8 protein-coding genes are annotated in these 13965 nt (G+C 65.7%); 2 read left to right on the top strand and 6 right to left on the bottom strand.

What is annotated here, in order from left to right; all coding sequences use genetic code 11:
• Positions 1-26 precede the first annotated feature (26 nt).
• Positions 27-2339: a peptidoglycan glycosyltransferase PbpC gene (pbpC, locus tag AC07Y9_RS28775; protein ID WP_256580976.1), complete on the bottom strand. Its 2313-nt coding sequence runs from the start codon at positions 2337-2339 to the stop codon at positions 27-29.
• Positions 2340-2556: 217 nt separating this feature from the next.
• On the opposite strand from pbpC, the gene AC07Y9_RS28780 reads away from it, so the two are divergent.
• Positions 2557-2850 carry a hypothetical protein gene (locus AC07Y9_RS28780; protein WP_007921634.1) on the top strand — a complete coding sequence of 98 codons (294 nt, stop codon included), beginning with the start codon at positions 2557-2559 and terminating at the stop codon, positions 2848-2850.
• An 80-nt stretch (positions 2851-2930) separates the two neighbouring features.
• Here AC07Y9_RS28780 and AC07Y9_RS28785 read toward each other — a convergent pair whose 3' ends face one another.
• The gene (locus AC07Y9_RS28785; protein WP_102680532.1) at positions 2931-7835 is read right to left on the bottom strand and encodes an alpha-2-macroglobulin family protein; all 4905 of its coding nucleotides are present in this window, start codon (positions 7833-7835) and stop codon (positions 2931-2933) included.
• A gap of 189 nt (positions 7836-8024) precedes the next feature.
• Here AC07Y9_RS28785 and AC07Y9_RS28790 point away from each other — a divergent pair, with 189 nt between their 5' ends.
• Entirely contained in the window at positions 8025-9371 is a 1347-nt protein-coding gene (locus tag AC07Y9_RS28790; protein WP_102680533.1) for an MATE family efflux transporter, read from the top strand.
• A 61-nt stretch (positions 9372-9432) separates the two neighbouring features.
• Here AC07Y9_RS28790 and speA read toward each other — a convergent pair whose 3' ends face one another.
• The 4 genes from speA to AC07Y9_RS28810 form a co-directional block, all read right to left on the bottom strand.
• Positions 9433-11346: an arginine decarboxylase gene (gene speA / locus AC07Y9_RS28795; RefSeq protein ID WP_087092546.1), complete on the bottom strand. Its 1914-nt coding sequence runs from the start codon at positions 11344-11346 to the stop codon at positions 9433-9435.
• Positions 11347-11569: 223 nt separating this feature from the next.
• Positions 11570-11941, bottom strand: a complete 372-nt coding sequence (locus AC07Y9_RS28800; protein WP_007921638.1) for a translation initiation factor Sui1 — start codon at positions 11939-11941, stop codon at positions 11570-11572.
• Between the two features lie 296 nt (positions 11942-12237).
• Positions 12238-12774, bottom strand: a complete 537-nt coding sequence (locus AC07Y9_RS28805; RefSeq protein ID WP_007921639.1) for an NUDIX hydrolase — start codon at positions 12772-12774, stop codon at positions 12238-12240.
• Between the two features lie 3 nt (positions 12775-12777).
• Positions 12778-13845: a DUF2333 family protein gene (locus tag AC07Y9_RS28810; RefSeq protein WP_102680534.1), complete on the bottom strand. Its 1068-nt coding sequence runs from the start codon at positions 13843-13845 to the stop codon at positions 12778-12780.
• Positions 13846-13965: the final 120 nt, after the last annotated feature.

The following is a 13965-nucleotide window of genomic DNA, read 5'->3' on the forward strand; positions in this document are numbered from 1 at the left end:
ATGAAGGCAAGGCCCGCACCGCCCCCTCAATCGATAACGCTGAACTCGACCCGCGCCGTCTGCCCGCCTTCGTCCAGCACGCTGAGTTGATATGGCCCCAACCGTTCGAAGCTGGCGTTGATGCTGTCCTGGTTGGCACTCTCGCCCAGCGGCTCGCCGTTGACGAACCACCAGCGCCGGCCACTGCCGCCCAGGGCCGACAGCTTGAGCCGCAGCAGTTCCTGGCTGGCCGCAGGGCGGCGCAAGCGATCGCCCTCGCGCACGCCGACGATGGACAACGGCGCCGCTGCCGCCAGGACCGGCCCCGGGCACTCCGGGTCGTTGGCCGGCAGGCGCGCTTCACGCCGTTCGATGCGCGGCAGCCAGGGCTCCAGCGGCGCCGGCCACAGCGCGATATCCCGCGCCTGCGCCCCCGGGCACTTGGCGTCGACCCGCAGGCCCTTGGCATTGACCCAGACTTTTTCCAGCAGGCCGACGCCCAAGGGTTGATCCGCCGCCTGCAAGGTCGGCGGCGTGGTGCCGTCCAGGGTCCAGGCGAAACGCTGGCGGCGGCAGTTCGGATCGCTGCGGCTCATGGGCTGGCCCAGCGGCCAACAGATCGCCGCCACCCCGACATTCATCGGTACCGGCTGCACCGGCGCGCTGATACCGCGCTGGCTGTCGCGGTTGATCAGCACATCGTGCACTTGCAGCATCAACGGCGCTGCCGAAGCCAGGCCGAACTGGCCCGGCACCGGGGTGCCGTCCGGGCGGCCGATCCAGATGCCGATCAGGTAGCGCGGCCCGACGCCAATCGCCCAGGCGTCGCGAAAGCCATAACTGGTACCGGTCTTCCAGGCCAGCACCGGGCGCTGTACCAGCTCGGCTCGCGGGTCGCGGTCCGGGCGCGCCTGGCCGCTGAGAATGCGCCGCACGATCCACGCCGAACCGGGGGACAGCAAGGGCCGCTCGCGCAACTCATCGTCCGGTTGCAGGCGGAGGCTGGCGCTCTTGCCGCCACGAGCGAAGGCGCTGTAGCCGCTGACCAGATCCTCCAGGCGGCTGCCGGCGCCGCCGAGAATCAGCGCCAGGTTCGGTTCCGCCAGCGCCGGCAGGGTCAGCGGCATGCCGCCGATGCGCATCTCGGCGGCAAAGCGTTTCGGCCCGTAGGCTTCCAGCAGTTGCACCGCCGGCAGGTTCAGCGAGGTGGCCAGGGCGGTGCTGGCCGACACCGCGCCGCTGAAGCCCATGGAGAAGTTGCCCGGCCGGTAGTCGCCATACCGCCGTGGCACGTCCTGCAGCAGCGATTCGGAATGGATCAGCCCGGCATCCAGCGCCATGCCATAAAGGAAGGGCTTGAGGGTCGAACCCGGCGAACGCATGGCGCTGATCATGTCCACATGGCCGAAGCGCCGCGCATCGTTGATATCCACCGAGCCCAGGTAGGCGCGCACCGCCATGGTCTGCTCCTCGACCACCAGGATCGCCGCCGAGGTGTGTTCCGGCAGGCGCGCGCGCCAGCCCAAAAGCAGGTCTTCCAGGCGCCGTTGCAGGTTGGCGTCCAGGGTGGTGCGGATCAGCGGCGGGCTGTCCGGGCGATTCAGCCGGCGCGCCAGCAGGGGCGCCAGGCTCGGCTCCAGCCGCGGCGCCAGCAACAGGGGTTCCTGCAAGGCTTCGGCCACCGCCGATTGCGGCCAGACCTGGAACTGCGCCAGGCGCTGCAACACCTTGTCCCGGGCCGCCTGAGCCCGTGCGGCATGCCGGTCCGGGCGCAGTCGGCTCGGCGCCTGGGGCAGTACCGCCAGCAGCGCGGCTTCGGCGTGGGTCAGGTGCTGCGGCGACTTGCCCAGGTAAGCCCAGCTGGCCGCGGCCACCCCTTGCAAGGTGCCGCCGAACGGCGCGCGGTTGAGGTAAAGGGTGAGAATCTGCTGCTTGCTCAGATGCCATTCCAGCTGTGCGGTACGCCACAGCTGGCGCAGCTTGCCGTGCCAGGTTCGCGAGTGGGGATCGAGCAGGCGCGCCACCTGCATCGACAGGGTGCTGCCGCCGGACAACACCCGCCCGCCCGTGAGGTTCTGCCAGGCGGCACGCGCCAGCGCCATCGGGTTGACCCCGGGATGGCTGTAGAACCAGCGGTCTTCGTAGGTCAGCAGCGCGTCCAGGTAATAGGGCGAGACTTCGTCGGTGCGCACCGGATAGCGCCAGACGCCATTGGCATCGGCAAAGCGCCACAGCGGCGTGCCATCCTCGGCCAGCACCACCCGCGCCAGGTCATCCTTGGGCAGCGGCAGCGGCCAGATGCGGTCGGCCAGCCAAAGCCCGGCCCACAGCAGCAACAGGCCACCCAGCACGGTCCGCAGGATGCGCCAGCCTCGGCGACCGCTTGGTTGCGGCGATGGCAAGCCGGGCGACTGTGCCTGGCCAAATATTCGCCACCAAAAACTGCGCAGGCGCGATGCAACTAATCGAAAAATCAAACCCGCGAACCTCTATGCTTGGAACGGAACTCGCCAGCGCGATTGATGGCCAAAGGCTCAGGTCTGGCAAGCACGCCAACTTTTTCATCAGGATGCACGCATGCAGGTAGAAAGCTTTTTTGAATGGCTCGGCCAGGCGCTGGGCTCGGTCATACGGTTTATCGTCGATGGCCTCAGCGGTCTGTTCAACGCCCTGACCAACGCCGGCGGCAACTTTATCGACGGCTTGTCGCGGGCGCTGGGCATGGACACCTCGATCATCAGCATCATCACCCTGATCGTCGGGCTGATGCTGCTGTACTCGGCGGTCCGCGCCTTCATGCGCGCCTCGATCGTCATGGGCATCATCTGGCTGCTGCTGGGGTTGTGGCTGCTGAGCTGGGTGGTGCACTGACCGATAGACGACCGCGGCGCGGTCGTATCGCGAGCAAGCTCGCTCCTACATGAGGAGCGCGCTTGCCGCGATCACCCTTCTCAACGCCCCTTGATCACCATCTCCGGCAGGGTTTCACCCACGGCCTGCCAGTTCGGCCGGTACATCGACTCCACTTGCGGCGGCGGCACACGGTAAGTGCCGGGCGTGACTGCGCGTGCCAGGTACAGCAGGTGCGTGACGCTGTCGTAGCCGTCCAGGTTCAGCGCCGCCACGTAGCGGTCATCGCGGAACTCCTGGTGCTTGAGGCTGGCGTTCTGCATCGACTCGCGCCATTCCTTGACCTGGCTGCTGGCGTTTTCCAGGCTGGCGGCGCTCTGCGCCAGGTTCTGGTTTTCCAGTTCCAGGCCGGCCGGCAGCAGGTCCACCACCAGCGCATCCGGCACCCGTTGCTTGGCGCTGACCGCCAGGTGCACCAGCACCAGGTCGCCGCTGCCCAGGGCCCGCAGGTTCAGTGGCTGGCCGTTCATCCCCAGGTATTCGCGCCGAATGCTCAGGTTCTCGCCACCGGCCAGCGGCGCCTGCTGTGGATAACCGGAAATGGTCAGTTGCTGGTACACCGGCTCGCTGCCCTGATTGCTGATCGACAACGGCGACGCCAGCAACGCGCCTTCCAGCTTCAGGCCGGGCTGGCTGTTGTTCAGCTCGCGGCTTTCGGCGCCACTGCTCAGTTGCGCGGTCCAGTTGGCTTCCGGCTTGCCCAGCAGGCCGCGACCGGCGAGGAACAGCGAGTTGCGCTCCTGGGTCGACAGGTACGGGCTGGCCGCCAGTTGGTCGGACAGCTCGAACAGCCGCTCCTCGCGTTTGCCCTTGGCCAGGTCGTGCTCTTCCAGCAGCGCCAGGATCAGCGCCTGATCCCGTAGCGGGCTGCCGTAGTCGGCCAGCCAGTCCTTGCTGTTGCGCGAAGCCGCAAGACCCGCGGTCAAGGCCTGCTCGGCCCGTGGCTGGTCGCCCATTTTCTGCAAGGCGATGGCCAGCTGCACCAATGGCAGGCCGGAGCGCGCATCGGTACGCCGTTCGAACAGGCCGCGCAGCGCGCCCAGCGGCGCCTGTTGGCTGCGTGCCAATACCAGCCCGGCGTAGGCCTGTACGGCAAAGCGCGTGTGCTCGGCGTTTTCGCTGTAGTTGACCTCGATCAGGTTGCGCTCCTGCAGGTAACGCAGCAGGCGTTCGTTGGCCTTCTTCAGCGCCTCGGCCGGCACCGCGAAGCCCTGGTCGCGGGCCCGCAGCAGGAAGTCGGTGACGTAGGCGGTCAGCCAGTATTCCTCCTCGCCGTCCGCGCCCCACAGGCCGAAGCTGCCGTTGTAGCGCTGCATGCCCAGCAGGCGTTCGATGCCCAGCTCGATCTTGCGCTTGCGCTCGGCATCCGGTTCGCCTTCCAGGCCCAGGCGTTTCAGGCTGACGGCATCGGCGTACAGCGCCGGGTACAGGCCGCTGGTGGTCTGTTCCAGGCAGCCGTAGGGGTAGGCCTTGAGTGCGCGGATCTGCTCGCCGAGGTTCAGCGGCGGCCGGCTCGACAGGCTCAACAGTGCCTCACGCCCGGCCGGCTCGAATGCCGCCAGCTCGCCTTCCGGCAGGCTCCACGGCTGATCCTTGAGTACCGCGCGGTAATGCCTGAGCAACGCCGGGTAAGCCGGTCGCACCCCCAGGGTCCATTCGCGGCTGAACGGTGGCAGGCTCTCGCCCGGAAGGTCCAGGCCATTGACCAGCACCTTGACCTTGCCCTGGCCGAAGCCGCCCAGCGCCCGCACCGGAATCCGCAACGTGGTGCGCTGGCCCTGGGTCAGTTGCACGCTCTGACGGGTTTCGTTGACCAGCGCCAGCTGGCCTTCGGCGCTCAGTTGCACATCGAGTTTCTGCGCCTTGCCCGACAGGTTGGACAGGTCCAGCGCCAGGGTGGTCTGGTCGCCGCCGGCGAGGAAACGCGGCGCCGACAGCTCGGCGATCAGCGGCGCGGCGATCACCGTCTTGCCTTCGGCCATGCCGTAGCGTTCGTCGGTCCAGGCCTGGGCCATCAGGCGCAGTTCACCGTTGAAGTCGGGGATGTCGACGCTGACTTCGCCTTCACCCTGCTCGTTCAGTGTCACCGGCGCGCTTTGCAGGGCGACTATGGTGACGCTGGTGTCCGGACGCTTGCCGCCCTTGGCCAGCGCCGCGTCGCCACCGAAGGCCAGGCTGGCCAGGCGGCCCTGGCCGGCTTCGATCAACTGGCCGTAGATATCCAGCTGGTCGGCGCCATAGGCCTTGCGCCCGAACAGGCTGGAGTACGGGTCCGGGGTCGGGTACTCGGTGATGTTGAGGATGCCCACGTCCACCGCCGCCAGCAGCACATGGGCCTGTTTCGGCACGCTGCCATCGGCGTTCCTGGCCTGGATCTTCACCTTGAGCGGCTGTTTGGGGCGCATTTTTTCCGGCGCGCTCAGGGTCAGGCCGAGCTTGCGCTGAGTGCGATCCAGGGGCAGGTGCAACACGCCCACCGCGCGTTTCGGGGTGATGTTGGCCTTGCGCTCGCCGGGACGGATCACCAGCGCACTGACGTACAGGTCGTGGCGCGCCCATTTCGGATCGAGCTTGATCGCATAGCTCTTGCCTTCGGCCGGTACGTCGATTTCCTGCCACCACAACGGACCGTCGCTGGACTCCACCAGCAGGTAGCCCTTGCCGGCGGCCGGCGGGGTCACCGTGACATTGGCGGTGTCGTCGTCGCCATACAGCGGTTTGTCCAGCACCAACTTGACCTGGTCGGGCCGCACCGCGCCGCCTTCGGCGTTGTCCTGGGAACGGTAGCCGGCCCAGAAACGCAGGCTGCTGACCAGCCCGGTCTGCGGGTCTTCGACCTCGACGCGATAAGGGCCCCACTCCACCGGGAAGCTGACCTTCGCGGTATCGCCGGCCTTGATACTCAGGACCTGTTCGTCCTGGGTGAGGAATTTCTCGTTGAAGTGATAACTCCAGCCGTCGCTTTCCGAGTAGTTCCAGTAGTAGTCGCGGCGCTCGCGCACCAGGCGCACCTTGAGGTTGTCCGCCGCCAGCTTCTGGCCTTCATTGTTGGCCACCAGCAGTTCGAACTCGGCTGGGCCATCGCCGTCGGTTTCCGCGCCGTCGAACAGCGCGCGCAGCCCCGGCAACCTGTCCGCCGGCCACACCGGCAGCACCACCCGACGGGTGATCGGGCGACCGCCCGACTCCTGCAGGCTGCCCTGGACGATCAGTTGCAGCGGCGAACGGGCCTCGGCCCATTTGCTTTCCAGGGCGATCAGTTCTTCGCCGTTTTCATCCAGCGTCGACTCTTCTATCTCCAGGTCCTGGCTCAGCTCTTCTTCGGTGACCGAGCCGAACTGGTAGCCCGGCAAGGCCTTGACCGCCTCGCGCAGCGGCCGCACGTAGATCTGGCCGCTCAGGCGATTACCGGCGGCCGGGGCGCCATACAGGTAACGGCCGTTGACGCTGATCTCGACGGTCTCGTCCGGTTTGAGCGGTGTGTCGCTGCCCTTGAGTTCCAGCGCCAGGCGCTCGGGCAGGAAATCTTCCACGAGGAATTCGTACAGTTGCGGCTTGCCGTCGCCGAGGTCGAACACCAGTTGCCAGCGCCCGGTCGGCGCTTCGCCGGCCAGTTGCAACTGGTACTGATAGAGCCCCGAGGCATCGGCGTCCCAGACGAACTTGCGGCTGACCTGCTCATCCGGCCGGCGCACTTCGACGCTCACCGGCTGCGGCTTGACCGCATTGCCGTCCTTGTCCCGCAGCAGCGCGTTGAGCAGCACGGTTTCGCCTGGGCGATACAGGTCGCGGGGGCCGAACACGAAGAACTGCAACGGATGAGGCTGGGGGCCGCCGATATTGAATTCGGCCAGGTCCAGGGCGGCGCCGTTCAAGCGCAGCAGGCTGGTCTGCTCGCCCTGGTGGGCCAGCAGCACTTCGGCTTTCTTCGGCAGCGGCAACTCGGCATGGCCGCCCTTCTCGGTCTTGCCCTGGCCGAGCACGCGGCCTTCGCCGTCCAGCAGCTCCAGGCTGACGCCGTCCAGCGCCTTGCCGCCTTCCAGGGCCTGGGTGAAGACATCCAGGCGGTTCTGGTAACGGTGCATCGACAGGCCGATGTCGCTGAGGGTGAACAGGGTTGCCGGTTGCGAATAGTTGTAGGTGCCCGAGGCACGCATCACCGCCAGGTACACGCCCGGCTGTTGCAGCGGCTTGAGCCCGGCGATCGGCAGCAGCAGGGTTTCCCGGGTATTACGCGCCGGATTGAGGTCAAAGCGGCCGCCATACACCAGGTCGGCCATCGGCAGCAGTTCACGGGACTCGTAACTGTGCAGGCTGTTATTGCGCCCCCATTGGGCGAGGAACATCGGCAGCGATTCGGGCTTGATGCGGAAGAACTCGACATCGACCTTGTCGACGTTCAGCGCAATCACCGGCAGGCCTTCGGCGAGGCGGGTCGGCAACAGGGTGCCGCGGCTGGCGAACCCGACCGTGGCCTGCAAGTCACGGGTTTCCAGGCGACTGACGTATTCGGCGGCCAGGGTCGCGTCGTTCACTGCGCGCAGCCCGGCGTCGACGGTCAGCACCAGTTTGCGCTGCGGCTCGAGATGACGCAGGCGCAGTTCCATGAAGTTGTCCGACAGCTCCCAGGCACCGTCGACCTTGCCGCTCTTGCTGTCCACCAGGTGCAGCTTGTCGGCGAACTTCTGCTGCGGGTCCAGGGGCACCGAGAAACTCACCGACAGGGTGCTGGCCCCGTCGAGTTGCACCTCGGACACGTCCACCACGTTCAACTCGCGACCGGCGTAGCGTTGCTTGAGCACTGCGACATCCTGCACGGGCCGGGCCTTGGCCGCGGGCACTGCCGCTGTCGGAGCCGAAGGGCTCGCCGCCTTGTCGGAGGTCGAGGAATCGCAAGCGCTCAGCAAGGCCAGCGCACAGGCCAGGAACAATCCTTTGTTAAACATGGGGCACTCATTGGCAGGAGTATCGAAGGGTTGAACTATATCTCACCGCCGTCCGGCTGGCTGTGGCGCAGCGCACATTGATCGACAGAGGGCCTGTCACCCGCGGCGTCTTTGTAGGATTCGGGCCGTGATCGGGATGGCATGGCCGGGCGGGCAAGCGGCTACAATGCCCGCTCTCAAGGAGCCTGCATGTCCAGCCTGATTTCTGCCTGGCGCCACCGTCCGACCCATGCTCGGGTGTGGGCGCTGGCCGCGCCGATGATTCTTTCCAATATTTCCGTGCCGCTGGTGGCGCTGGTCGACAGCACCGTCATCGGCCATTTGCCCCATGCCCACCAGCTCGGCGCGGTGGCGGTCGGCGCCAGCCTCTATACCTTCCTGGCCTGGGCCATGGGCTTTCTGCGCATGGGCGCCACCGGCTTTGCCGCCCAGGCCGCCGGGCGCGCCGACGGTGCGGCGCTGCGGCAGATCCTGGTGCAAGGCCTGCTGCTGGCCATGGGTCTGGCCCTGCTGCTGGGCGCCATAGGCGTGCCGCTGAGCAGCGCGGCCTTGCAGCTGATGCAGCCTTCGGCCGAGCTGGACGAAATGACCCGCACCTTCTTCCATACCCGCTTGCTCGGGCTGCCGGCGGCGCTGGCCAGCATGGCCCTGGTCGGCTGGTTCCTCGGCACCCAGAACGCCCGGGCGCCGCTGGCGATCCTGCTGAGCACCAACCTGATCAACATCGCCCTCAACCTGTGGTTCGTGCTAGGCCTGGACTGGGGCGTGGCCGGCTCGGCCAGGGCCTCGGTGATCGCCGAATGGACCGGCGCGCTGATCGGCCTGGCCATGACCCGCCCGGCCCTGCGCGCCTACCCGGGGCGGATTGCCTGGGCGGCGTTGCAGCGCTGGGCCAGTTGGCGGCCGTTGCTGGCGGTCAACCGCGACATCTTCATCCGCAGCCTGGCCCTGCAATCGGTGTTCTTTCTGATCACCGTGCAAGGCGCGCGGCTGGGGGACGCGACCGTGGCCGCCAACGCGCTGCTGCTCAACGGCCTGCTGCTGACCGCCCACGCCCTGGACGGCCTGGCCCACGCGGTGGAAGCCCTGTGCGGCCACGCCATCGGCGCCCGCGATCGCCTGGCCCTGCGCCGTTCGCTGGTGGTGGCCGGCGGCTGGTCGCTGCTGGCCAGCATCGGTTTTGCCGTGCTGTTCCTGTGCGCCGGGCACCTGTTCATCGAGATGCAGACCGATATCGCCGAAGTGCGGCAGACCGCCTTCACCTACCTGCCCTACCTCGCCGCCCTGCCGCTGATCGCAGTCTGGAGCTACCTGCTGGACGGCCTGTTCATCGGCGCCACCCGAGCCCGGGAAATGCGCAACGGCATGCTGCTCAGCGTGCTCATCACCCTGCCCTGCGCCTGGGCCTTGCAGGGCCTGGGCAACCACGGCCTGTGGCTGACCTTCCTGCTGTTCATGCTGGTGCGCAGCCTGACCCTGCTGGCCTTCGCCCTCGGGCTGCGCCGGCACGACGGCTGGTTCAGCCCGGCCCGCTGAGCTTTGCGGCGTGCATAAAAAAACCACCGCAAGCGGTGGTTTTTCTTGAGCCGTCGAAACCTCAGGAAGACAGGTACGACGAGCGGGTCAGGCCCAGACGCAGGGCGTCGAGGAACTGGGTACGCTCGCTGGCGCTGATCTTCGCGCTGGCCACCTTGTCGCGGTAATGAGTCATCAACTCCTCCGGCGACAAGTGCACGTAACGCAGCATGTCTTCGATGGTGTCGTGGGTCTCGATCCCGGCGTGGTACACGGTGCCGTTCGGGTTCTGGTAGATGTTCACCGAGTCGGTATCGCCGAACAGGTTGTGCATGTCGCCGAGGATCTCCTGGTAGGCACCGACCAGGAACACGCCCAGCAGATAGTCCTCACCCTCGTTCAGGCCATGCACCGGCAGGCTGGTCTCGATGCTCTGCTCGTCGACGTACTGGTTGATCTTGCCGTCGGAGTCGCAGGTCAGGTCTTGCAGCACGGCGCGGCGCAGCGGCTCTTCGTCCAGGCGATGCAACGGGATGATCGGCAGGACCTGGTCGATGGCCCAGGTGTCCGGCAGGCTCTGGAACACCGAGAAGTTGCAGATGTACTTGTCGGCCAGCTTGTCGTTGAGTTCGTCCAGTACCTGGCGGTGCGAGCGCTGGCGCGCCTTCAGCGAGTTGTGCAGGCGCCGGCACACGGCGAAATAGCACTGCTCGGCCAGGGCTTTCTCGGCCAGGGTCAGCTTGCCGTCGGCGTACTGGGCGGCCACGTCGCTCATGTAGTGGGTGGCGCGCCAGTAGGTTTCGGTGACCATCTCGATATCGGTCGGGCCCAGCAGGTCCACCAGCCATTGCACGGTTTCCGGCAGGCTTTCCTTATTCTCGATCAGCGGCACGTCGTCGTTGTGTTTCTCGACGTCGGTCACCTGCACCACCAGCATGGCGTGGTGCGCGGTCAGCGAACGGCCGCTTTCGGAGAAGATGTGTGGATGCGGCAGGCTCTGCGCGTCGCAGAACTCCTTGAGCATGCCGACCACGACACCGGCGTAGTCGTCCATGTCGTAGTTGATCGAACTGGCGTTGCGCGAGTGGGTACCGTCGTAGTCCACGCCCAGGCCACCGCCGACGTCGATGTGATCCACCGGCAGGCCGAGGTTGCGCAGCTCGCCGTAGTAACGGATGGCTTCCTTGAAGCCATGCTGGTAGTCCGCCAGGTTGGCGATCTGCGAGCCCATGTGGAAGTGCAGCAGGCGGATGCCCTGGTCCAGGCCGGCGCCACGGAAACGCTCGACCACCGACAGCAACTGCGCCGCCGACAGGCCGAACTTGGATTTCTCGCCACCGGTGTCGGCCCACTTGCTCGACGCCAGGGACGACAGGCGCACGCGCAGGCCAACCTGCGGCTTGACCTTGAGCGAGGCGGCTTCTTCGATCACCAGGGCGACTTCGGATTCCTTCTCGATCACGATGAATACGTTGTGACCCAGCTTCTGGCCCATCAGCGCCAGGCGGATGAACTCACGGTCCTTGTAACCGTTGCAGACGATGGTGCCGCCTTTCGGCGCCAGCGCCAGCACTGCCAGCAGCTCGGGCTTGGAGCCGGCTTCCAGGCCGATGGAGACGTTCTGGGTGGCGATGATGTTTTCGATCACCGCTTCCTGCTGGTTGACCTTGATCGGGTACAGCGCGGTGTACTGGCTCTGGTATTCCAGGCGCTCGATGTTGGCGTCGAAGGCACCGGTCAGCTGGCGCACCCGGTCCTGCAGGATATCCGGGAAGCGCACCAGCAGCGGCAGGGACAAGCCGCTCTTGCGCAGCTCCTCGACTTGTTCGAACAGGTCGATGGGCGAGCTGTTCGGGCCGTTCGGACGAACTTCGACGCGACCGGCGTCATTGATCGCGAAATACCCGGCCCCCCAATGGCGAATCCCATAAACACTGCGGCTGTCCGCAACTGTCCATTGGCTGCCATCGTCTTTGCGTGTGCGTCGTACGGACATCGAAGTCCCCTATAAAGAAGTCATAGAGCGCCACCCCGGTCCGGGGCTGGCGCAGTCTAAAGAATGAAAATGACGATTAGCCTGCAACGAGGACATAGACCTCGGTTACAGCGCTGAGTTTAGAAACCGGTCATGAACAGGCTCTGTGAAAACCATGAAGACGACGGCAAGCCTGAATCGGATCTGGGCTGCATCAAGTCGGGGGTGGTTTTCACAGAGGCTGCTAGCCGCCGGACTTCTTCGCCTTGAAACCGTGCTTGATCAGCTCTGCCAAGAGTAGCTCGACATGATCGCCCTGGATCTCGATGACGCCGTCTTTCAGCGCGCCACCGGTGCCACAACGTTTCTTCAACGTGGTCGCCAGTTCCTTGAGCGCGTCTTCGGCCAACGGCACGCCGGTGATGGTGGTCACCGTCTTGCCGCCACGGCCCTTGCTTTCGCGACGCACGCGAGCGATGCCGTCGCCGGCAGGGATAACGGTTTGTTTGCAGATGCAGGCTGCCACCGGCTGGCTACAGTCCGGGCAATGTCGACCTGCGTCGGTGGAAAATACCAGGCCACCAAGGGCGGCGAAGGATGCGGCTTTTTTGGCCACCGGCAATCCTCTTGGGAGGACAAAGACTGGTCGAAGCACATGGCCTGTGCCATCGACCGCGAAGCCCCACTCAGGCAGGGGCAGCGCTACTGGGCCGGTACACCTTGTAGGAGCGAGCTTGCTCGCGATGGACGTCAGCGATAACGCGTGCTTTCAGATAGCACCCATCATCCTTGCGTTCTTCGCGAGCAAGCTCGCTCCTACAAAAGCAAGCCGGCTCAGCTTGAAAAAGGTCGCGCAGTGTAACGGCAAAAAGCCGACTTGCTAAGAGCCTAACCGCGCCAATTTATACAACTTTAACGACGCCGCGCCAGATAGCGCTGCAAGGCCGCCAGGGAGTCCGGGCAATAGGGCTTTTCGGTGATTTCCCGCATCACTTCGTCGATCGCAATGAAGCGCGCTTCCAGCACCTCTTCCGGCTGCAGGCGCAGAGGCCCGTCCCAGACCGCCGAAAAGGCCGAACACCAGAGGCGATTGTCGGTGTCTTCGAAAAAGAAATGGTCATGGGCGGTCAATTCCACCCCGCTCACGCCCAACTCTTCCTCCAGCTCCCGGGCCGCCGACTCGGCGTAGCTTTCGACGGCCAGCACCATGCCGCCCGCGGCCACGTCCCAATAACCGGGATAAATGGCCTTGCTCAGGGTGCGCCGATGCACGCACAGCTCACCGGCGGAATTGAACAGCAGGATATAGGTGCCGCGCCCGATCAGGCCGCGCTCGCGCAACTCCGAGCGGGCCAGCGTGCCCAGCAACTGGTCTTCGCCATCGACCCAGGCGACTTGTTCGGCATCGGAGGCCGCGCGATGCGCGGCCTCATTGGAGGTAACCACCATGAATCAACCCTGATTGAGCAATTGACGCAAGTCGATGACAGCCGCGTTGGCGCGGGAAATATAGTTGGCCATGACCAGCGAGTGGTTGGCCAGCACGCCGAAGCCGCTGCCGTTGAGAATCATCGGGCTCCAGACCGGCTCCTGGGACGCTTCCAGTTCACGGATGATCTGGCGCACGCTGACGGTGGCGTTCTTCTTGGCCAGCACGTCGGCGAAGTCGACCTCGATGGCACGCAGCAGGTGCGACAGGGCCCAGGCCTGGCCGCGCGCTTCATAGAACACGTTGTCGATCTGCATCCAAGGGGTTTCCACCACCTCTTCGTCGACCTGCGGCGACTGGCCCGGCGCCGGGGTTTCGGTTTTCAGCGCGGTGTTGAGCTTGACCCGGCCGACGCTGGCCGACAGGCGCTGGGACAACGAACCCAGGCGGGTCCCGACATCACCCAGCCAGTTGTTCAGGTTGTCGGCACGGGCGTAGAACAGCGCGCTCTTCTGGTTCGGATCGGACAGGCGTGCCTGGTAGCGGCTCAGGGAGTTGATGCCTTCCTGGTACTCGGACTCGCTGGACGGCAGCACCCAGCTCTTGTTGTCGAAGTTGAAGCGCGGCTCGGCCTTGGCCAGGTCGGCATCCTCGGCGGACTGCGACTGGGAACGGGCGAAGTCCTTGCGCAGGGCGCGGGTCAGGTCGCGGACCTGCACCAGCACGCCATATTCCCAGCTCGGCATGTTGTCCATCCACAGGCCCGGCGGGAAACGGTCGTTGGAGATATAGCCACCCGGCTTGTTCAGCAGGGTGCCGGCCACGGTCTTGAGGGTTTCCACCGTGGTGTAGCCCACGACCATCTGCTTGCCTTCCTTCTCGGCGGCAATTTGCGCGCCTTGCTGGACGGGGAACAGCGACGGTTCCTGGCTCCAGTACCAGCCCAGGGCACCGGCCACCAGCAGGTACAAGGCCACCAGGGTGCCCAGGGCGCGGCTGAACAGCAGGCCACCAAAGTAGCTGCGTGTCGCCGACTTGGGTTCAGCAGCACGATCCGGCGCGCTGCCCGCGCGGTTCTTCCAGTCCAGCATGGCTATATCCTTTCAATCACTTGGGTTCATCGGTTCGACCACAACCCTACTCCATCGTGCCTCGAACCGAACGGATTAAAAATCATCCGCTGCGCAAGGCGCCACATGCCGGGTGTACAT

Source organism: Pseudomonas sp. GW456-L12, from assembly GCF_059424045.1.